We start from the raw sequence: 19,548 nt of genomic DNA, 5'->3' as shown, positions 1-19,548 counted from the left end.
CAGAAAGCCGCAGCAAGCCAGACGTCGCGCGGGCCGAAAAAAGTAAACTGTCCCCGGCGCTTACGCCCCGCATCGCACTCCGTCCAGCACCCCTCATCTGGCCGAGCGAAGCGAGGTCGGATGAGGGGTGCTGGACGGAGTGGCGACTCAGCCGCCGCCCACCTCACGCCACCCGGCTGACCGGGATGTGGAACGCCTGCTGGAAATAGGAGCGCACCGCCAGCATCGCCGGAGTGAATTCCACCGTTCGCCGCCAGGCGAGGCCGACATCCATCGCCGGCACAGGATCGCGCATGGTGATCGTCTCGATGCGCCGGCCCTCCAGCGACCACGGCCGATGCACCATGTCGGACAGGATCGCCACGCCCTGGCCGTTGCCGACCATCGAGCGGACGGCCTCGACCGAGGAGGTGCGCAAAATGGTCTTCGGCTGGTAGAGCGAGGCGCTCCAGTATTTCATCGCCGTATGCGCCGCCTCGTCGACGGTCAGCATGATGTACGGCTCCTTCGAAACCTCCTCCAGGCCGACGCTCGGCAATTGCAGGAGCGGGTGCTGCGACGGCACCCACAGCCGGCGGGTCGAACTCAGCAGCTTCTCCGTGGTGAGTTGCGGGTTGAGGATGTTGGAGGTGAGCAGCACCGCGATGTCGTAGCGGTTGGTGAGCAGCCCCTCCTCGATCGATTCCCGGTTGAGTTCGAACAGCTGGATGTCGAGCCGCGGGAACAGCCGCTGCAGCCGCTCGATGTGATAGGGCAGGAAGTAGCCGATGACCGTATAGGTCGCTGCCATGGTCAGCGAACCCTCCACCGTGTTGCTGACGGCGCTCAGGTGGGTGGCGTCGTCGACCTTCTTCAGGATGTCGTAGGCATGCGAGAGCAGCTCTCGGCCGGCCGGCGTCAGGTCCATGCCATGCGCCGTGCGCACGAACAGCTCGGCCCCGACATGGCGCTCGAGTTCCTTGACGGCGGTGGTGATCGCCGATTGCGAGATGGAAAGGTTGACCGCCGCCTGCGAGATCTGTCCGACCTCGGCGGTGGCGACGAAATAGCGGAGCTGCTTGAGGCTGAGTGACATCCAAAGCTTTCCGAAAAACTGAACAGCATCTTCGAAATATCAGAATTGATGATCGCCGTGGACAGGGTCCTATGCCTGCGACCTGGGCAATTCTTGCCTAAGCGCCTGACTTCGAACTGCCTATATCGGCGGCGGCCTGCCCGCGCTCGTTCTGAATTTTTTATACCATGGGGCAAAAGATAGAATTTTTCAAACCACTCTCGATCTCCTAGCCTGCCTCTCCGATGCAGCGCCGGCGGCCGGCCGTGTCGCAAGCAGCAGAGGTGGTCAGTGCGTTCCGTCGACATCAACTGCGACATGGGGGAGGCTTTCGGCCGCTGGCGCATCGGCGATACCGACGACGCCTCGTTGATGCCCTTGATCAGCTCCGCCAACATCGCCGCTGGCTTCCATGCCGGCGATCCCAATTTGATGGACGAGACGGTGCGGCTGGCCGTCAGCCACGGTGTCGGCGTCGGCGCGCATCCCGGCTATCCCGACCTACAGGGGTTCGGGCGGCGCAGGATCGCCGGCACCGGCAAGGAGCTGGTCAACGACATCGTCTACCAGGTCGGCGCGCTGAAGGAATTCGCGCGGCGGCATGGCGCGCAGTTGCAGCATGTAAAGCCGCACGGCGCGCTCTACATGGAGATGGCGGTCAATGCCGAGCTGTCGCGCATCTTCGTCGAATACATGCGTACCGTGCAGCCCAACGCCTTCGTCTTCTGCATGGGCGGCTCCGCCACCTGGCAGGCGGCGCGCGATCTCGGCCAGCCGGTCATCCGCGAGTTCTACGCCGACCGCGACTACGACGATTCCGGCTCGATCGTGTTCACCCGCGATGCCGGGCGCCCCGACCCGAAGCAGATCGCACAAAAGGTCGTGCGCGCCTGCACCGAGGGCAAGGTCCGCACCGTGACCGGCAACGACATCGACATCGCATTCGAATCCGTCTGCTTCCATTCCGACACGCTGGGCGCCTTCGACATCGCCAGCCGCATGCGCGAGGCGCTGAAGGCGGCGGGAATCCGCATCGCGCCCGTTTCCACGATCGCTACCTGAGGATTCTTGTAGATGAGCAAGCACGAGATCAGAGCGCCCATGCCCGGCACGTTCTACCGGTCGCCGTCGCCCGACGCGCCGGCCTTCAAGGTCGACGGCGATGCGGTGGCGAGCGGCGACACCATCGGCCTGATCGAGGTCATGAAGACCTTTCACGAGGTTCCGGCCGGCGTCGACGGCAAGGCGATCCGCTTCCTGCTCGACAATGAGGAGCCGATCATGGCCGGCCAGGTCATCGCCGAGGTCGAGGCATGACCATCCGCTCGCTTCTCGTTGCCAACCGCGGCGAGATCGCGGTGCGCATCGTCAAGGCGGCCAAGGCGCTCGGCATCCGCACCGTGCAGGTCCACAGCGCCGCCGATGCCGACATGTTGGCGGTGCGGCTGGCCGACGAGGCGGTCGACATCGGCCCGCCGGCGGCAAAAAAATCCTATCTCAACATCGAGGCCGTCATCGCCGCCGCCAGGGCGGCGGGCGTCGACGCCGTCCATCCCGGCTACGGCTTCCTGTCCGAGAACGCGGATTTCGCCGATGCCGTCGAGGCGGCGGGGCTGGTCTTCGTCGGCCCGAAGGGCGACGCCATCCGCCTCCTCGGCGACAAGGTCGCCGCCCGCGAGGTCGCGGCGCGCGCCGGCGTGCCCACCGTGCCGGGCAGCGCCGGCCGGGTTTCCAGCATCGACGAGGCCCGCGACGTGGTCGCGCAAGCCGGCTTTCCGATCATGATCAAGGCCGCCGCCGGCGGCGGCGGGCGCGGCATCCGCATCGCCGCCGACATGGCCGACCTGGACCGGCATTTTCCGCAGGCCTCGGCCGAGGCGCTGGCCGCCTTCGGCGACGGCGGCCTTTATCTGGAGAAGGTGATCGGCAAGGCCCGCCACGTCGAGGTGCAGATTCTCGGCGACGGCAAAAACTTCATCCACTGTTTCGAGCGCGAATGCTCGCTGCAGCGGCGGCGGCAGAAGGTGTGGGAGGAGGCGCCGTCCTTCCTGCTGCCGGCCGACGTGCGCGAAAAGCTGTGCGCGAGTGCCGTGGCGCTGGCGCGTGAGGTGAAGTACAGCGGCGCCGGCACCGTCGAATATCTCTACGACGAGGACAGCCGCGAATTCTATTTCATCGAGGTCAACACGCGCATCCAGGTCGAGCATCCGGTGACGGAGATGGTCACCGGCATCGACCTCGTCCAGGAGATGATCCGCGTCGCCGGCGGCGCGCCGCTGTCGGTCCGGCAGGAGGACGTCGCGCTGCGCGGCCACGCCATCGAATGCCGCATCAACGCCGAGGACCCGGCGCGCGGCTTCATGCCGGCGCCCGGCACGGTGCGGCGGCTGGTCGTGCCGGAAGGCGAGGGCATCCGCTTCGACACCATGCTCTACGAGGGCTACACGATCCCGCCCTTCTACGATTCCCTGCTCGGCAAGCTGGTCGTCTGGGCCGAGACGCGCGACGCCTGCCTCGACCGGCTGAGATCGGCGCTGAGGGGCCTCGTCATCGACGGGGTCGCGACCACCGTGCCGCTGCATCTGGCGCTCGCCGCTGACGGCAGCGTGCGGCGCGGCGACTTTCACACGAGATTTCTCGAAGGCTGGCTGGACGAGGTGTTCGCCAGCCGGCCGAAAGCGGAGGTGGCTTGATGGGCGTTCGTTATTCCTTCGGCGGCGACGAGCACCTGTTCGTCGAGTGCAGCGAGGAGATGTCGCTGGACGCCTTCTTCAAGAGCCTGTCCATGTCCGGCGGGGTCCGCGACAGCGGCATCAGGGGCGTCACCGAGATCTGCCCGGCCAACGCCTCGCTGCAGGTCAAGTTCGACCCGGACGTGATCAGCCCGGACGACATTCTCAGGGAGGTCAAGGCGATCGAGCAGGCGGCCGAGAAGGCCGAGCCGGTCATCCGTACGCGCATCGTCGAGATCCCGGTCTTCTACAACGATCCGTGGACGCATGAGACGCTGATGCGTTTCCGCGAGCGGCACCAGGATCCGTCGGGCACCGACCTCGACTACGCCGCGCGCATCAACGACTATGGCTCGGTCGACGACTTCGTCGCCGCCCATTCCGGCTCGCCCTGGTTTGTCTCCATGGTCGGCTTCGTCGCCGGCCTGCCGTTCATGTACCAGATGGTCGAGCGGCAGCGGCAGATCCAGGTGCCGAAATACCTGCGCCCGCGCACCGACACGCCGAAGCTGACGGTCGGGCATGGCGGCTGCTTCGGCTGCATCTATTCGGTGCGCGGCGCCGGCGGCTACCAGATGTTCGGCATCACGCCGATGCCGATCTTCGACCCGACGCAAACCACCAGCTACCTCCGCGACTTCATGGTGTTCTTCCGGCCCGGCGACATCGTCAAGTTCAAGGCGATCGACCGCGACGCCTACGACCAGGCCGTCGAGGACGTCGCCGGCGGACGCTTTGCGCCGCCGATCCGCGAGGTCAGCTTCGACCTGCGCGAGTTCCGCCGTGACATCGACGGCTACAATGCCAAGCTCGAGGGCGTGCTCAATGGCAATTAAGGTTGTGCATCACGGTCTGGCGACCACCGTCCAGGATCTCGGCCGGCCCGGCTATTTCCACCTCGGCATCCCGATCGGCGGCGCCATGGACCGCTACGCCATGCGCGCCGCCAACCTGCTCGTCGGCAATGACGAGGGTGCGGCCGGCCTGGAAGCCGTCTTCATAGGCCCGAAACTCGAATTTACCGAGGACGCGTTGGTCGCCGTGACCGGCGCCGACATGCCGGCCAAGGTCGACGGCGTGGCGCAGCCCGGCTGGACGGCGTTCAAGGTCAAGGCCGGCCAGACGCTCACCTTCGACTTCCTGAAGTCGGGCGCCCGCATCTACATCGCCGTCTCCGGCGGCATCGACGTGCCGGTGGCGCTCGGCAGCCGCTCCACCTATCCGATCGGCGCGCTCGGCGGCTACAAGGGCCGGCCGCTGGCGGCGGGCGACGAACTGCCGGTCGGCAAGGGCAGCCTCGCCGCGGAGGGGCGCTCGCTCGGCGAAAAATTCCGCCGCGCGCCGGGCATGCCGGTCGAGCTGCGCGTGCTGCCCGGCCTCTATTGGCACCGCGTCACCGAGGAATCGCAGAAAAACTTCTTCGCCGACGAGTGGAAGGTCGCCAATGAGGCCGACCGCATGGGCTACCGCTTCAAGGGCGGCAGAAAACTCGACTTCGTCGAGCGCGAGCAGCCTTTCGGCGCCGGCTCCGACCCATCCAACATCGTCGACAGCTGCTATCCCTACGGCTCCATCCAGGTGCCGGGCGGCACCGAGCCGATCATCCTGCACCGCGACGCCGTCTCCGGCGGCGGCTATTTCATGGTCGGCACGGTCATCTCGGCCGACATGGACCTGATCGGGCAACTGCAGCCGCACACGCCGACACGCTTCGTCGAGGTGACGATGGAAGAGGCGCTGGCAGCGCGAAAAGCCCGCCGCGCCGCGCTCGACGCGCTCCATGTGGCGCTGGCGTGAGCGGGAGAGGGCGATGCGACACGCTCCGCTTCGCCCGCTGCCTTTCGCGACTGTCTGCGCGCTGCGGACCCTAGTCCAGCACCGGCGTGAGATAGGCGGCCGTCGCGCCCGGCCGCGGGATGATCGCCACGATCTTCATTTGCGCGATGGTCCGGTTGAGCGACGCCTCGAGATGCGTGTCCATCATCGACACCGCCGCGTCCGTCGCGCCGCGTTGCAGCAGTTCGACGATCAGCCTCAGCTCCGTGATGATCGCCGGGTCGCCCGGCAGGCCGAGCCGGCGCAGCAGCCGCTCGGTGGCCGTCACCGGCAAAAGGTTGTTGCGCACCAGGTCGCGCAGCCGCTCGTTGGGGGCAGCAAGCACGCAGCATTCGATGAAGTCGGCCTGCACCGCCTCGACCTCGCGCAGGAAATCGCCGCCGCTGCCGCCCTCGGCCTGGCGCAGCCGCGCCAGCAGCGCCTCGAGCCGCGCCTGGTCGATGGCGCCGGCGCCGAGGCGGATCGCCGGCGGCTCCAGCATCCTGCGCAGGGCGAAATGGTCCTTGACCGTCTGCGCCGTCAGCGGGCCGGCGATCCAGTGCGAGCTCTGGTTCTTGCGCACCAGCCCGCGCTCGCGCAGGCGCGTCAGCACGTCCCGCACCACGGTGCGGCTGACGTTGAAATGGTTGGCGAGCTCCATCTCGATGATGCGGTACTGGCCGAAGATCACGCAGCCGGCGACGTCGGCCTCGACCGTGTTGTAGATCCGCTCCCACGAGGAGCGGCTCTGCAGCGCCTCGTCGGCATGGCGCGGCACGATCAGGCCGAGCGACTTGATCTCCGTCCTGTTCGGCTCGATGGCGCTGCCCGGCGCGCCGACCAGGAAGCCGCGGCCGGCGAAGCGGTGGATCAGCCCCTCCGCTTCGAGGGCCTGCAGCGCCCGCTGCACCGGTGCGCGCGATATCTGCAGGATCTCGGCGATCGGGCCTTCGAGAAGCACCAGCCCGGGCGGCAGGATGCCGGCCTCGATATTGCCGCGCAGCACGTCCTCGGCGATCTCGTAGCGCCTCTGCGTGCTGGCGGTTGTGCGGTCGTCGTCCATGGTTCCCGTCATGCGTCCGCATCGTTCGATTGCGCGCACACTGGCGTATTCTCCTTGCAAAGGAAAGGATGCCATAAAATGACTATTGAATACAAAAGGAAAACGCGCACGAGTTAGTCCCGTGGCATGAAGCCGCCTGGACTGGCTGCCTAAGGATTAGGACTTTTCTGCCGAATGCTGCCCGGAATCGCGGCAAACGGCACAGATGTGCTGTGCTTGGCGCGATTTTCGTCGCGGCGTCGGCCTGTGCATGACGAGACGGTAGCTTACGAAAACGGCTCCGCATTTTCTGCCCTGCGCTACAAAAAAGTCTATTGAATACAAAAGTCATTCGTGAGATAGTTTTTCTGCCAAGGCGCCCGGAGAGGCGCTGCAGGTGGAACGAAGCGAGGAGCACCGGAACATCGCTGTCATGCGCGTCCGAGGATGCGCGAAGGCTGGCCGCTTTGCCTGGGCGCCGATGCGCCCGGCGGCGGAGCATTGCCGCGATGCGCCTGGCCCCGGACTGGATAGGAGCGGACGTGTCGGCTGTCCTGCAATTGAAGAACGTCCACAGGTCCTACGCGGGCGTTCCCGCGCTTGCGGGGATCGACGCCACCCTGCCGAACGACGCCTATGTCTCGCTGCTCGGGCCGAGCGGATCGGGAAAGACGACGCTCCTGCGCGTGATCGCCGGCTTCGAGCCTGCGGACGGTGGCCAGATCCTGTTCGCCGGCCGCCGCATTGACGGCGTCCCGCCGCACCAGCGCGGCATCGGCTTCGTCTTCCAGAATTTCGCGCTGTTCCCGCATCTGAGCGTCAGGCAGAACATCGCCTTCGGCCTGGAGAACCGCGTCGTCGATCCGGTGACGGATGCCAAGATCGTCGCCGGCCGCGTGCGCGACATCATCGCGCTGGTCGGACTTTCCGGGCTCGAGGACCGGGCGATCACCCAGATATCCGGCGGCCAGAAGCAGCGCGTGGCGCTGGCCCGCACGCTGGTGACCGAGCCGAGCATGGTGCTGCTCGACGAGCCATTGGGCGCGCTCGACGCCAATCTGCGCACCCGCATGCGCGGCGAGCTGCGGAAAATCCGCGAGCGCTGCGGCGTCACCTTCCTGCATGTCACCGGCAGCGAGACCGAGGCGCTCGCCATGGGCGACACCGTTCTCGTGCTCGACCGCGGCAGGATCGCCCAGTCCGCCGATGCCGGCACGCTCTATAGCCGTCCCGCCTCGCCGGACGTGGCAAGATTCCTCAACTGCTTCAACATCTTCTCCGGCGAATTGGAGGGTGACGCGTTCGCCAGCCCGGTCGGGCGGCTGGCGCTCGGCGGCGCCCGTCAGCCTGCCGCGAAACCGGCCTATGCCATCCGCTACGACCGTGTGTCGATCCGGCCGAAGGATGCGGCACCCGCCGGCGACGAGGTCCGCATCGAGGGCAGCTTCGTCGCCAGCGAGTATTCGGGTGCCGCGATCAACTCCTTCTTCGCCCTCGACGACGGCCGGGTCTTCGAAGTGGAGACCCATCTGAGCCACGCCGCTCCGGAAAACTACGAGGAACGCGGCCGCTATGCGCTCGTGTGGAAGAAGGAGGACGCCCTTGTCTTCGCGTGATGTCCGCGCGGCGCGCGGTGTCGGCCTCCCATTGGAGAACGAGAAATGACGATGGCTGCCACGAGCCAAGATAGACCGGCCGAAGCAGCGGCCAGCCAGGACGGAAAGCGGTCGGACCGGACGTTCTGGCTGCTCGCTCCGGGCGTCATCTGGATGCTGCTCTTCCTGGTGCTGCCGATCGCCATGATGGTCTATGTCTCGTTCTGGACGCAGACCACCTTCAAGATCGAGCCGACGCTGACGCTGAAGAGCTGGATCACCTTCTTCAGCAGCGACACCTATATCGGCGCGCTGTGGACGACGGTCCGTATCTGGCTGATCGTGCTCATCGCTACGCTCGTCGTCGGCTATCCCGCCGCCCTGTTCGTCGGCCTGTTCGTGAGGAACAAGACGCTCTCCACCGCGCTGCTCGTGCTCTGCGTCATCCCGTTCTGGACCTCCTTCCTCATCCGCGTGCTGGCCTGGCGGCCGATGCTCGGCAAGGAGGGGGCGATCAACATGATCCTGATGAATCTCGGCATCGTCGACCAGCCGATCGAGGTCCTGCTGTTCTCCGAACTGTCGGTGATCATCGGCATGACGCAGATCTACTGCGTCTTCATGGTCGGCCCGATCGCCTTCATGCTCGGCCGCATCGACCCGTCGGTGCTGGAGGCCGCGCAGGATCTCGGCGCCGGCTTCTGGCGCATCTTCCGCACCATCATCCTGCCGCTGTCGATGCCCGGCGTGGTCGTCGGCGGGATCTTCGTCTCGGTCATGGTGCTTGGCGAGTTCGCCACGGCCGCGGCGCTCTCCGGCCGCAAGGTCAACCTGCTCGGCAACATCATCGTCACCCAGGTCGGGTCGCTGAAATGGGCCTTCGCCGCGGTCGCCGGCGTCGTCCTCACCGTCCTGATGGGCATCGTCGTCGCGGCGCTGCTGCGGGTGGTCGACCTGAGGAAGGAGCTCTGAGATGAACGCCACCGGCATCAAGTTCGGGCTCGGCCTTTATACGGCGCTGTTCATCGTCTTCCTCTACGGGCCGCTGGTCGTGCTCGGCATCCTGTCCTTCCAGACAGGGCCGGAGGGCGGGCCGCAGTTCCCGATCATCGAGTGGTCGACCTACTGGTACCGCCACCTGTTCGGCCTGACGCCGCCCTCGCGCATCGCGCCGCTGCCGATCGAGCAGGCGCTGGTCCGCTCGCTGACGCTGGCAGTGATGACGATGGTCGTCTCCACCGTGCTCGGCGTCACCGCGGCGCAGGCCTTCCGCCGCAAGTTCCGCGGCTCGGGCGTCGTCTTCTACCTGATCGTGCTCGGCATGATGGTTCCGGGCGTGCTGGTCGGCCTCGGCATGGCGCTGGTCGCCAACGCCTTCGGCATCGACCGCCACTGGTGGGGCACGGCCTTCGTTCTGCACGTCGTCTACACCTTCCCCTTCGCCTTCCTGGTGATGCTGGCGATCTTCAACCGCTTCGACCCGAGCGTGGAGGAGGCGTCCTGGTCGCTCGGCGTCAGTCCGGCCCGCACCTTCCGCAAGATCACCTTCCCGCTGATCTTCCCGGGCGTGCTCTCGGCCATGCTGTTCGCCTTCACGCTGTCCTATGACGAGTTCTCGCGCACGCTGTTCGCCTCCGGCCGCGACCTGACGCTGCCGCTCGCCATCTACGGCACCTTCTCGGTGGAGGTGCATCCGAACGTCTTTGCCTTCGGCGTGCTCACCACGCTGTTCTCCTTCGCGCTGCTCGGCACCTACGCCATCCTGATGGCGATGTCGGTGCGCAGGGCCAGGCGCGTCGCCATCCAGGAGGAAGCGTGATCTCCGCCATCGTCACCGGCGCCGGCTCCGGCATCGGCAAGGCCATAGCCGAGCGGCTCGCCGCCGACGGTTATGCCGTCCTCGTCAACGATCTCTCCCCGGAGCGCGCCGAAGCGGTGGCGTCGGCCATCCGCGCAAAGGGCGGCGTCGCGGCAGCCAGGGCTGGCGACGTCTCCAGGGAGACGGATGTAGCGGCGATCCACGAGGCCGCGCTCGACGCCCATGGCGAGGTCGGGCTGCTGGTCAACAATGCCGGCATCGCGCACCAGGCGCTGTTCGAGAACCTGAAGGTCGAGGATTTCGACCGCATGTTCGCCGTGCATGTGCGCGGCACCTTCCTGGTGACCAGGGCGGTGCTGCCGGCCATGCTCGCGGCGGGCAAGGGCGTCATCGTCAACATCGCCTCGCAGCTCGGCCAGATCGGCGGGGTCGAGCTCGTCCACTATTCCGGCGCCAAGGCGGCGATCATCGGCATGACCAAGGCGCTGGCGCGCGAGGTGTCGGCCCGCGGCGTGCGCGTCAACGCCGTCGCCCCCGGTCCCATCAACACGCCGCTGGTGATGGAGCTTTCCGAGGACTGGCGCGCCACCAAGCGGGCGCAGCTGCCGCTCGGCCGCTTCGGCGAGCCGGAGGAGGTGGCCGAGACGGTCGCCTTCCTCGCTTCGCCTGCCGCCAGCCTGTTCGTCGGGCAGACGCTCGGGCCGAACTCCGGCGACGTGATGCTTTGAGAGCGAGATCGACATGAGCGAAGACAAGAAGAACCGCATCGTCATCATCACCGGCGCCGGCATCGGCATCGGCCATGCGACCGCCAAGGCTTTTGGCGCGCTCGGCGACCATGTCGTGGTGACCGACATCCTCGAGAAGGAAGGCCGCGAGACGGCGCAGGCCATCGCGGCGGCCGGCGGCTCGGCCGAGTTCCGTCGCTACGACGTGCGCTCCAGGGAGGCCGCCGACGCGCTGGTTGCCGATGTCGAGGCGCGCCACGGGCGGATCGACGTCATCGTCGCCAATGCTGGCATCGCCCACCGCACGCCGCTGGCCGAGCTCACCGACGAGAAGTGGGACCTAACCTTCGACATCGACCTCAAGGGCATCTTCCGGCTGGTGCGGGCCGCCGCCCCGGGCATGCGCGCCCGCCGCTCCGGCAGCATCGTTGCCCTCTCCTCGATCATGGGCGTCGCCTATGGCTGGGACGAGCACGTCCATTATTCGGCGGCCAAGTCCGGCGTGGTCGGCCTGGTCAGGGCGCTCGCCGTGGAGATGGCCAGGGATGGCGTCCGCGTCAACGGCGTGGCGCCGGGCTACATCCGCACCGCCCAGCTCCTGTCCGAGGAGAATTCGCTGGGTCCCGTGGCCGCGGAGAAGGCGGCGGAATTCATTCCGATGGGGCGGCTCGGAACGCCGGAGGACATCGCCGATGTCATCGCGTTCCTGGCCTCGAAGGAAGCGAGATACATGACCGGCCAGGTGCTGGTCGTGGATGGCGGCCTGCTCGTGGGCCGGTACTGAACCGCCGCAGCGGCGGGCGATCCGCCGCAGTGGCATGAAAGAAGGGGCCGCATCCCTGCGGTTCCGGGGAACACAACAAGCTGGAGAAGAGCCATGTCCACAATGGAAATCAATCGCCGCTCCCTTCTGAAGCGGTCCGCTGGCGCGATCGCGCTCGCCATGGGAGGCGGCACGTCCTTGCTGTCGTCACGCGCCGCCTGGGCGCAGGCCGCCGATCTCGCCGGTCAGCAGCTCCGCACCATCGGCCTTTCGGTGACCGTGCAGGAGCGCATCCTCGAGGAGTTCAAGAAGGCCTCCGGCGTCGGCACCACCTCCGGCACGGCCGCGACCTTCCCCGACGCGCAGACCAAGATCCTTTCCGGTTCGAAGGACTACGACTGCTGGGAGACGATCGGCGAGCGCCTGCCGTCGATCGTCATGACCGACAATGTCGAGCCGATCCCCGCGGCCTCGCTCAAGAACTGGGCCAACATCCGCGACACCTTCACCAAGCCGAGCGACAAATGGGAGCGCCGCGCGCAGATCGTCGGCCAGATCTGGGCCGATGAGGGCCAGACCACGCTCAACATGGTTCCGGTCGTCTACAACTACGACTCGATCGGCTACAACCCGGACGTCGTGACGGCCGAGGAAGCCAATACCTGGGCCTGCATCTTCGACCCGAAATGGAAGGGCAAGTCCGGCCTCAACACCGATCCGCTGATCGCCTTCGGCCAGGCCGTCATGGCCATGAACACGCTGGGCCTCTCCGACGTTAAGAACCCCGGCAATCCCAACACGGCCGAGATCGACGAGGCCGCGAAATTCCTGATCGCCAAGAAGAAGGAAGGCCAGTTCCGCGCCCTGTGGGGCGATTTCGGCGAGCTGGTCAACCTGATGGCCTCGGGCGAGATGGTGGTCTCCGACGCCTGGCAGCCGGCCGTCATGGCCGTGAAGGCGCAGGGCAAGCCCGCAAAGTACGCCGTGCCGAAGGAGGGCTATCGCGGCTGGGCGATCGGTCCTTCGATGCTCGCCGGCACGCCGAACCGCGAAGCCGTCATCGCCTATTGCGATTTCTGGCTGTCGGGCGAACCGGGCATCACCGTCTCCGAGCAGGGCTACTATTCGCCGTCGACCAACATCAAGAACGTCATGGCGCCGGAGAAATACGCCTTCTGGTACGAGGGCAAGCCCTGGGTCGGCGCCGAGGAGCGCGGCATAAAGGAAGGCGACCTGCGCGACGGCGGCTCGCTGGAGGAGCGCGCGGCCAACGTTGCCTACTGGCACCAGTGGCCGGACGAGTACGACCACCTCATCCAGAAGTGGGACGAGTTCCTGAGCGCCTGATCCACGACTTTGGAACCGGGGCGTTGCCGCCCCGGTTCCCGCTATCTGCCTTCGGGAGAGACCGATGATCTTCGACCTGGAACTCAAAAATGCCGGCAAGGTCTACGACAACGGCACGCCGGCCGTGATCGACTTCGACCTGTCGGTCGCCAAGGGTGAGTTCATTGCTTTCCTCGGCCCGTCGGGCTGCGGCAAGACCACGACGCTGCGCATGATCGCCGGCTTCGAGAGCATCTCGTCGGGCGACATGCTGATCCGCGGCGAGCGCATGAACGACGTGCCGCCGCAGCGCCGTCCGACCTCGATGATCTTCCAGAATTATGCGCTGTTCCCGCACATGACGGTGCGCCGCAACGTCGGCTACGGGCTGGAGGTCAAGGGCCTGCCCAGGGCCGAGCGCGACGCCAAGGTGGACCATATCCTCGCCACGCTCGATCTCGAGGACATCGCCGACCGCAAGCCGGACCGGCTGTCCGGCGGGCAGCGCCAGCGCATCGCGCTGGCGCGCGGCCTCGCCGTCGAGCCGGACATCCTGCTTCTTGACGAGCCGCTCGGCGCGCTCGACGCCAATCTGCGAAAAGCCATCCAGAACGAGCTGAAGCTCCTGCAGAAGCGGCTCGGCGTCACCTTCATCTTCGTCACCCACGCCCAGTCGGAGGCGCTGGCGCTGTCCGACCGCATCGTCGTCATGAACCAGGGCCGCGTCGAGCAGGTCAGCCCGCCGCACCAGCTCTACACCCGGCCCAACACGCCTTTCGTCGCCCAGTTCATCGGCCGCAACACCGTCCTGCAGGGCGAGGTCGCCGGCACGCGGGGCGAGGACATCGTCGTGTCGACCGGCGTCGGCGTGCTCAGCGGCCGCGCCAACGGCAGGACGGCCGACAAGGGCCGCGTCAACCTCGTGGTGCCGGCCGAGGCGATTGAGGTACACGCCGCCGCCACCCGCGAACGCCTGACGCGCGGCGGCACGACCAATCTCGTCGACGCCCACATCGAAAGCTTCGACGTCGTCGGCCACATCTCGCATCTCACAGCACGGCTCCTGGACGGCCGCACCGTTTCGCTGGAGGCCCATGTCGACAAGTACCAGCCGGGCGCCTTCCCGGTCGGCAGCGGCGTGCTGCTCAGCTGGAAGGCGGCCGAGGCGACGGTCATCCCGGCGCATTGACGATCCGAACGAAAATCAGGGAAAAAGGAGACACCCCTATGGCCAAGGAGATCTTTTGCAGCTTCGGCATCGACGTCGATGCCGTTGCCGGCTGGCTCGGATCCTATGGCGGCGAGGATTCGCCCGACGACATCTCGCGCGGCCTGTTTTCCGGCGAGGTCGGCAGCCTGCGCCTGCTGAAGCTGTTCGAGCGTTTCGGCATCAAGACGACCTGGTTCATCCCCGGCCACTCGATCGAGACCTTTCCGGAGCAGATGCAGGCGGTGGCCGCCGCCGGCCACGAGATCGGCATCCACGGCTACACCCACGAGAACCCGATCGCCATGACGCGCGAGCAGGAGACCGAGGTCCTCGACAAGTGCATCGAACTGGTGACCAAACTCTCCGGCAAGCGCCCGACCGGCTATGTGGCGCCGTGGTGGGAGTTCTCCAACGTCACCAACGAGCTGCTGCTGGAGCGCGGCATCAAGTACGACCACTCGCTGATGCACAACGACTTCACGCCCTACTACGTGCGCGTCGGCGACAGCTGGACCAAGATCGACTATTCGAAGAAGCCGTCCGACTGGATGGTGCCGCTGAAGCGCGGCCACGAGACCGACCTCATCGAAATTCCGGCCTCCTGGTATCTCGACGACCTGCCGCCGATGATGTTCATCAAGAAGTCGCCGAACAGCCACGGCTTCGTCAACCCGCACGACATCGAGCAGATGTGGCGCGACCAGTTCGACTGGGTCTACCGCGAGATGGACTATGCGGTGTTCCCGCTCACCATCCACCCCGACGTCGCCGGCCGGCCGCAGGTGCTGATGATGCTGGAGCGCCTCTATGCCCATATGATCAAGCATCCGGGCGTAAAATTCGTCACCATGAACGAGATCGCCGACGATTTTGCCAAGCGCTTCCCGCGCAAAAAGTGATGCATACGGGGGAGCGGCTCAGCCGCTCCCCCAACAATGGAAAGGACGTGAGGCGCCATGTGTTCGCTTTGCGGCGTCCTGGGTGGAAACGAGCACTGGACCGACGCGGTGGCGCGGCCCGGCGTCTACACGCGCAACGTCGAGCGCATCGACCGGCGGCGCGAGCGGGCGCGCCGCGTGGCCGCCGCCAACCATGTCCTGTCGGCCTTCGGCATGAGCCTTTCCGACTGGCAGGGCTCCTCCTTCATCATCGCCACCCGCACCGGCAAGAGCGAGATCATCGAGGATCTCGGCCATCTCTGGCCGGCGGCCGAGCGGCTGTCCGGACGGCCGTGCGACCCGCTCGACCCCGCGCTGATCGCCCGCATGGAAGCCGCCGATGGCTGACGTGCCGGCCTTCACCCCCGTCTACCTGCTGACCGGCTTTCTCGGCTCGGGCAAGACGACGCTGCTGCGCCGGCTGCTCGCCGATCCGGCGCTCGCCGACACGGCCGTGCTCATCAACGAGTTCGGCGAGATCGGTCTCGATCACCACCTGGTCGAGCGCATCGACGAGAACATGGTGCTGCTGCAATCCGGCTGCGTCTGCTGCACGGTGCGCGGCGAGCTGGCCGATGCGCTGCGCGACCTGCATTCGAAACGGGAGCGCGGCCTGGTGCCCGCCTTCTCGCGGGTCGTCGTCGAGAGCACCGGGCTCGCCGACCCCTTTCCGGTCCTGTCGACGCTGAAATCCGACCCGGTGCTGCGCCACCATTTCCGCCCGGGCAGCGTCGTCACCACGGTCGACGCCGTCAACGGCCTGGCGCAGCTCGACACCTACATCGAATCGAACCGGCAGGCGGCGATCGCCGACCGGCTGGTGATCACCAAGGCCGACCTCGCCGACGGCCCGTCGATGGACGCGCTGAAGGAGCGTCTCGTCCGCATCAACCCCGATGCCGACTGCTTCGTCGCGGCCGCCGACGGCCCCGGCGCGGACGTGCTGCTCGGCGGCGGCGAGGCGGGCAGGGCGGCGAGCCTGCAATCGACCAGCGGCTTCTATTGCGACGCCCCGTCCATGCTGGTTACGGCGGAAGGTGCGGCCCACCAGGCGGCCATCTCCTCCTTCGTAGTCACTGTCGACGAGCCGCTGGACTGGACCGGCTTCGGCGTCTGGCTGACCATGCTGCTCAACCGCCACGGCGACCGCGTACTCAGGGTGAAGGGCATCCTCGATCTCGCCGGCGAGGAGCGGCCCGTCGCCATCCACGGCGTTCAGCATCTCGTCCATCCGCCCGTGCACATGCAGGCCTGGCCATCGGCGGACAGAACCTCGCGCATCGTCTTTATTGTTGACGGTCTCGACGTCGGCTTGTTGAAACGCTCGCTCCATGCCTTCACGCGCAGCCGCGCGGCCGGCGTATCAGCAACCCCGCCTGCCGCGGCCCGGAGCGCGCCGAACTCTCGATGAACAAGCATACGCCCGCCCCGCAGCCCGCCGCACCTGCAATCCATACGGCGGGGAAGCCGAAGCTGCGCGTGCTCGGCACCGCCATCTCGCTGCTGGAGGAGCTGCGGGTGAAGGCCGAGCAGGATCTCGGCATCGAGGTCAGCTTCGACAACAACGACTTCATCGTCACCCAGCACAAGGCCGCGCAGGAGCCGGAAGGCTACGACATCTACGACCAGTGCTTTCACAACCTCGATATCGTCTGGTACTGGCGCGCCATCCAGCCGATCGAGATTTCGCGCATCCCGCTCTGGGACGAGATCAACGACCTGACCAAGACCGGCCAGATCGGGCCGAGCGCCCGCACCGGGCAGGGCGACGTGCCGGCCCGCAAGCTCTATGTGCAGCCGAGTTTCGCGCTCGGCGACACGCCGACCGGCCGCATCTCCATGCTGCCGACGACGCATAATTTCGACAGCTTCGCCTATCGCACCGATGCGGTCGATCACGCACCGGCGATGAACAGCTGGGCGGCGCTGCTCGACCAGCGCTGGAGCGGCCGCGCCGCGCTGGTCGACGAGCCGGCGATCGGCATCTTCGACGCGGCGCTTGCCGCCCAGGCGGCCGGGCTGATGAGCTTCGGCAACATCGGCAACATGACCGTTTCCGAGATCGACCAGCTCGTCGACATCCTCGAAGAGCGGCGCAGGGCCGGCTTCTTCCGCGGCTTCTGGCGCACCGCCGAGGACGCCGCGCGGCTGATGATCGACGGCGAGACCGACATCCAGAGCATGTGGTCGACGGGGCTGGGCATCCTCAACGGCTCGGGCTTTCCCATCGAGCAGGCCACCCCCGCCGAAGGGTATCGCGCCTGGCACGGCGGGCTCTGCCTGTCGCGGCGCCTGCACGGACGCAACCTCGACGTCGCCTACGACTATCTCAACTGGTGGATCTCCGGCTGGCCGGGCGCGGTTGTGGCGCGGCAGGGTTATTACATATCCACGCCGGAGCGCTCCCGCTGCTATATGACGCCGGCCGAATGGGACTACTGGTACGAGGGCCTGCCGGCGCGCGAGGATCTGCCGGGCCCCGACGGCTCGATCCGCGTCAAGCGCGGCTCGGTGCGCAGCGGCGGCTCCTACTGGCAGCGCGCCAACAGCATCGCGGTGTGGAACACCACGATGGATGAGCACAACTATCTTGTCCGCCGCTGGATGCAGCTGGTCGGGCGGGCGGAGAAGGACATCTGACGATGGAATCGCGGTCGATCGCCCAGCTTTCGGTGCTGCTGCAGTCCGGCGCCCTCGATCCGGTCGACCTTGCGCAGCAGACGCTCGAGGCGATCCGCAGCCATCCCGACACCGCGATCTTCATCACACTGCTGGAGGAGCGCGCGCTGTCGGAAGCGCAAGCCGCGCGCCGGCGTTTTCGCGACGGCCGCTCGCTGGGCGTGCTCGACGGCGTGCCGGTCGCCTGGAAGGATCTGTTCGACATAAGCGGCCTGCCGACTACGGCCGGTTCGCGCGTGCTCGCCGCCGCCGAACCGGCGAAGGCCGATGCCGTCGTCGTGCAGGCGCTCGCCGGCGCCGGCATGGTCAGCGTCGGCCGGGTGAACATGAGCGAGTTCGCCTTTTCCGGCCTCGGCATCAATCCGCATTACGGCACGCCGCGCAACCCGGCCTCGCCTCAGGGCGAGCACCGCATACCCGGCGGCTCCTCCTCCGGATCCGGCGTGGCGGTCGCGGCGGGCCTCGTCCCGGTGTCGATCGGCACCGATACCGGCGGCTCGGTGCGCATCCCCGCCGCCTTCAACGGCATCGTCGGCTACAAGGCGACCCGCGGCCGCTATTCCATGGACGGCGTCTTTCCGCTGGCGAAAAGCCTGGATTCGCTGGGGCCGCTCTGCCGCACCGTCCAGGACGCGGTCTGGATCGACGCCGCCATGCGCGGCCTGCCGGTGTCGGGCGGGCAGGCGCGCCCGCTGACGAAGGACATGTTCTTCGTCATCCCGCAGACGGTCTTCTTCGACGAGGCGGAGGAGGGCGTGGTCGCCGCTTTCGAAACGGCGGTCGAGCGGCTGGCCGCTGCCGGCGCGCGCATCCGCCGCGAACCCTTTCCGGAATTCGCCGAGCTTTTCGCGCTGATGGCCCGCCACGGCGCGCTGGTGACGGCGGAGGCCTTCGTTGTCCATCGCGACCGCATTTTTGGACCCGAGGCGGCCCGGATGGACCAGCGCGTGGTCAAGCGCACGGCGCTGGGCGAAAAAATCTCGCTCGCCGACTATGTGGAAACGCTGAACGCGCGCGAGCGGCTGATCCGCTCCTTCGAGGCGCGCATCGGACCCGGCGACATCCTGCTCAGCCCGACTCTGCCGCACGTCGCGCCGCCGGTCGGGCCGCTGCTGGAAGACGAGGACCTGTTCTTCCGCATCAACGCAAAAACGCTGCGCAACACGCTGGTCGGCAATTTCCTCGACTGCTGCGGCGTATCGCTTCCGTGCGGCACTGGCGCCGACGCCATGCCAGTCGGCCTCCTTCTCTCCGGCCCGCGCGGAAGCGACGACCGTTTGCTGGCTGGGGCCGCGACAGTCGAGCGGCTGCTGGAAGGCTGACGTTTTCGGCTTGGGCGATGGGTTTGCGGATAGCCACGGACGTGGCGATTGGCTGAGATGCCAGTCCCTTCGTCATTCTATGGCGGAGCAGGCCGAAGGCCGTCGCGATATCTTCACCGCCGGAGCGTTTCGCCACCGGTACGGCTTGGATCCCAGGGTCTGCGCCTCCGCTTCGCTCCGGCTCCGCCCTGGGATGACGAAGGCAACAGGGTTCCCGGTAGTCACCGACGTCGGCGATTGGCGGAGACGCCAGTCTCTTCGTCATCCTATGGCGAAGCAGGCCGAAGGCCGTCGCGGAGACCATAGGATCCATGCCGGAGCGGTGGCGAAGCGCTCCGGCGGTGTGGAATGCCTGGAACCAAGCGCCCTCGTGGTTCGACAAGCTCACCATGAGGGCTACTAGAAGGTTGCGCCACGCGCCACCCCTGATCCGCCGCAGTGACAGCGACGATAAGCGGAAGCCTATCAGAAGCCCTCATGGTGAGATGGCATAATTGCTCTTGTTGGGGGCTGCGGTTGCTCCCA

Annotated in this window: 19 protein-coding genes; 17 read left to right on the top strand and 2 right to left on the bottom strand. The window is 66.9% G+C overall.

Annotated elements, in window-relative coordinates:
* Positions 1 to 163: 163 nt before the first annotated feature.
* The gene (locus AC5JDC_RS23995) at positions 164 to 1,075 is read right to left on the bottom strand and encodes a LysR family transcriptional regulator (RefSeq protein WP_495845274.1); all 912 of its coding nucleotides are present in this window, start codon (positions 1,073 to 1,075) and stop codon (positions 164 to 166) included.
* Between the two features lie 270 nt (positions 1,076 to 1,345).
* Between AC5JDC_RS23995 and AC5JDC_RS23990 the strand changes: the two genes are divergently transcribed.
* The 5 genes from AC5JDC_RS23990 to AC5JDC_RS23970 are packed head-to-tail and all read left to right on the top strand — an operon-like array spanning position 1,346 to position 5,583.
* Entirely contained in the window at positions 1,346 to 2,116 is a 771-nt protein-coding gene (locus AC5JDC_RS23990) for a 5-oxoprolinase subunit PxpA (protein ID WP_495845272.1), read from the top strand.
* Positions 2,117 to 2,128: 12 nt separating this feature from the next.
* Complete coding sequence (locus AC5JDC_RS23985) at positions 2,129 to 2,371, top strand: acetyl-CoA carboxylase (protein ID WP_495845271.1); 243 nt, start codon at positions 2,129 to 2,131, stop codon at positions 2,369 to 2,371.
* Positions 2,368 to 3,747, top strand: coding sequence for an acetyl-CoA carboxylase biotin carboxylase subunit (locus AC5JDC_RS23980; protein WP_495845268.1), 1,380 nt, complete (start codon positions 2,368 to 2,370; stop codon positions 3,745 to 3,747). The genes AC5JDC_RS23985 and AC5JDC_RS23980 overlap by 4 nt, the downstream gene beginning before the upstream one ends.
* Complete coding sequence (locus AC5JDC_RS23975; protein ID WP_495845267.1) at positions 3,747 to 4,622, top strand: 5-oxoprolinase subunit B family protein; 876 nt, start codon at positions 3,747 to 3,749, stop codon at positions 4,620 to 4,622. The genes AC5JDC_RS23980 and AC5JDC_RS23975 overlap by 1 nt, the downstream gene beginning before the upstream one ends.
* Positions 4,612 to 5,583 carry a 5-oxoprolinase subunit C family protein gene (locus AC5JDC_RS23970; protein ID WP_495845265.1) on the top strand — a complete coding sequence of 324 codons (972 nt, stop codon included), beginning with the start codon at positions 4,612 to 4,614 and terminating at the stop codon, positions 5,581 to 5,583. The genes AC5JDC_RS23975 and AC5JDC_RS23970 overlap by 11 nt, the downstream gene beginning before the upstream one ends.
* Before the next feature lie 70 nt (positions 5,584 to 5,653).
* Here the strand turns inward: AC5JDC_RS23970 and AC5JDC_RS23965 are convergent, their stop codons facing one another.
* Positions 5,654 to 6,676 (bottom strand): GntR family transcriptional regulator, encoded by a 1,023-nt coding sequence (locus AC5JDC_RS23965; RefSeq protein ID WP_495845263.1) that lies wholly within the window; start codon positions 6,674 to 6,676, stop codon positions 5,654 to 5,656.
* Between the two features lie 509 nt (positions 6,677 to 7,185).
* Here AC5JDC_RS23965 and AC5JDC_RS23960 point away from each other — a divergent pair.
* The 12 genes from AC5JDC_RS23960 to AC5JDC_RS23905 all read left to right on the top strand — a co-directional run bounded on the left by AC5JDC_RS23960 (position 7,186) and on the right by AC5JDC_RS23905 (position 19,023).
* On the top strand, positions 7,186 to 8,259 hold the full coding sequence (locus tag AC5JDC_RS23960; protein WP_495845261.1) for an ABC transporter ATP-binding protein: 1,074 nt from the start codon (positions 7,186 to 7,188) through the stop codon (positions 8,257 to 8,259).
* Between the two features lie 51 nt (positions 8,260 to 8,310).
* On the top strand, positions 8,311 to 9,210 hold the full coding sequence (locus AC5JDC_RS23955; RefSeq protein ID WP_495845259.1) for an ABC transporter permease: 900 nt from the start codon (positions 8,311 to 8,313) through the stop codon (positions 9,208 to 9,210).
* A 1-nt stretch (position 9,211) separates the two neighbouring features.
* Entirely contained in the window at positions 9,212 to 10,057 is an 846-nt protein-coding gene (locus tag AC5JDC_RS23950; RefSeq protein WP_106770450.1) for an ABC transporter permease, read from the top strand.
* Complete coding sequence (locus AC5JDC_RS23945) at positions 10,054 to 10,785, top strand: SDR family NAD(P)-dependent oxidoreductase (protein WP_495845258.1); 732 nt, start codon at positions 10,054 to 10,056, stop codon at positions 10,783 to 10,785. The genes AC5JDC_RS23950 and AC5JDC_RS23945 overlap by 4 nt, the downstream gene beginning before the upstream one ends.
* Before the next feature lie 13 nt (positions 10,786 to 10,798).
* Positions 10,799 to 11,569, top strand: coding sequence for an SDR family NAD(P)-dependent oxidoreductase (locus AC5JDC_RS23940; RefSeq protein ID WP_495845256.1), 771 nt, complete (start codon positions 10,799 to 10,801; stop codon positions 11,567 to 11,569).
* 93 nt (positions 11,570 to 11,662) lie between these two features.
* The gene (locus AC5JDC_RS23935; protein WP_106770447.1) at positions 11,663 to 12,895 is read left to right on the top strand and encodes an ABC transporter substrate-binding protein; all 1,233 of its coding nucleotides are present in this window, start codon (positions 11,663 to 11,665) and stop codon (positions 12,893 to 12,895) included.
* A 64-nt stretch (positions 12,896 to 12,959) separates the two neighbouring features.
* Positions 12,960 to 14,063 (top strand): ABC transporter ATP-binding protein, encoded by a 1,104-nt coding sequence (locus tag AC5JDC_RS23930; RefSeq protein ID WP_495845254.1) that lies wholly within the window; start codon positions 12,960 to 12,962, stop codon positions 14,061 to 14,063.
* 38 nt (positions 14,064 to 14,101) lie between these two features.
* Entirely contained in the window at positions 14,102 to 14,983 is an 882-nt protein-coding gene (locus tag AC5JDC_RS23925) for a polysaccharide deacetylase family protein (RefSeq protein ID WP_495845252.1), read from the top strand.
* A gap of 57 nt (positions 14,984 to 15,040) precedes the next feature.
* Entirely contained in the window at positions 15,041 to 15,370 is a 330-nt protein-coding gene (locus tag AC5JDC_RS23920) for a hypothetical protein (RefSeq protein ID WP_495845251.1), read from the top strand.
* A complete protein-coding gene (locus AC5JDC_RS23915; RefSeq protein ID WP_495845248.1) occupies positions 15,363 to 16,433 on the top strand; it encodes a CobW family GTP-binding protein in 1,071 nt (356 codons plus the stop codon). Before AC5JDC_RS23920 ends, AC5JDC_RS23915 begins: the two co-directional genes overlap by 8 nt.
* Complete coding sequence (locus tag AC5JDC_RS23910) at positions 16,430 to 17,662, top strand: ABC transporter substrate-binding protein (protein ID WP_495845246.1); 1,233 nt, start codon at positions 16,430 to 16,432, stop codon at positions 17,660 to 17,662. The genes AC5JDC_RS23915 and AC5JDC_RS23910 overlap by 4 nt, the downstream gene beginning before the upstream one ends.
* Positions 17,663 to 17,664: 2 nt before the next feature.
* Positions 17,665 to 19,023, top strand: a complete 1,359-nt coding sequence (locus AC5JDC_RS23905; RefSeq protein WP_495845245.1) for an amidase — start codon at positions 17,665 to 17,667, stop codon at positions 19,021 to 19,023.
* Positions 19,024 to 19,548 lie beyond the last annotated feature (525 nt).

The organism is Kumtagia sp., from assembly GCF_059502445.1.
The sequence above is the reverse complement of the archived record's forward strand: the minus strand, read 5'-3'. Positions and strand labels throughout refer to the sequence as shown.

Bases quoted from the DNA above. Each gene is read 5' to 3' on its own strand.
- AC5JDC_RS23915 (WP_495845248.1), top strand. From the start codon at position 15,363: ATGGCTGACGTGCCGGCCTTCACCCCCGTCTACCTGCTGACCGGCTTT.
- AC5JDC_RS23980 (WP_495845268.1), top strand. From the start codon at position 2,368: ATGACCATCCGCTCGCTTCTCGTTGCCAACCGCGGCGAGATCGCGGTG.
- AC5JDC_RS23940 (WP_495845256.1), top strand. From the start codon at position 10,799: ATGAGCGAAGACAAGAAGAACCGCATCGTCATCATCACCGGCGCCGGC.
- AC5JDC_RS23985 (WP_495845271.1), top strand. From the start codon at position 2,129: ATGAGCAAGCACGAGATCAGAGCGCCCATGCCCGGCACGTTCTACCGG.
- AC5JDC_RS23950 (WP_106770450.1), top strand. From the start codon at position 9,212: ATGAACGCCACCGGCATCAAGTTCGGGCTCGGCCTTTATACGGCGCTG.
- AC5JDC_RS23910 (WP_495845246.1), top strand. From the start codon at position 16,430: ATGAACAAGCATACGCCCGCCCCGCAGCCCGCCGCACCTGCAATCCAT.
- AC5JDC_RS23970 (WP_495845265.1), top strand. From the start codon at position 4,612: ATGGCAATTAAGGTTGTGCATCACGGTCTGGCGACCACCGTCCAGGAT.
- AC5JDC_RS23920 (WP_495845251.1), top strand. From the start codon at position 15,041: ATGTGTTCGCTTTGCGGCGTCCTGGGTGGAAACGAGCACTGGACCGAC.
- AC5JDC_RS23965 (WP_495845263.1), bottom strand. From the start codon at position 6,676: ATGACGGGAACCATGGACGACGACCGCACAACCGCCAGCACGCAGAGG.
- AC5JDC_RS23925 (WP_495845252.1), top strand. From the start codon at position 14,102: ATGGCCAAGGAGATCTTTTGCAGCTTCGGCATCGACGTCGATGCCGTT.
- AC5JDC_RS23975 (WP_495845267.1), top strand. From the start codon at position 3,747: ATGGGCGTTCGTTATTCCTTCGGCGGCGACGAGCACCTGTTCGTCGAG.
- AC5JDC_RS23930 (WP_495845254.1), top strand. From the start codon at position 12,960: ATGATCTTCGACCTGGAACTCAAAAATGCCGGCAAGGTCTACGACAAC.
- AC5JDC_RS23995 (WP_495845274.1), bottom strand. From the start codon at position 1,075: ATGTCACTCAGCCTCAAGCAGCTCCGCTATTTCGTCGCCACCGCCGAG.
- AC5JDC_RS23955 (WP_495845259.1), top strand. From the start codon at position 8,311: ATGGCTGCCACGAGCCAAGATAGACCGGCCGAAGCAGCGGCCAGCCAG.
- AC5JDC_RS23935 (WP_106770447.1), top strand. From the start codon at position 11,663: ATGTCCACAATGGAAATCAATCGCCGCTCCCTTCTGAAGCGGTCCGCT.
- AC5JDC_RS23905 (WP_495845245.1), top strand. From the start codon at position 17,665: ATGGAATCGCGGTCGATCGCCCAGCTTTCGGTGCTGCTGCAGTCCGGC.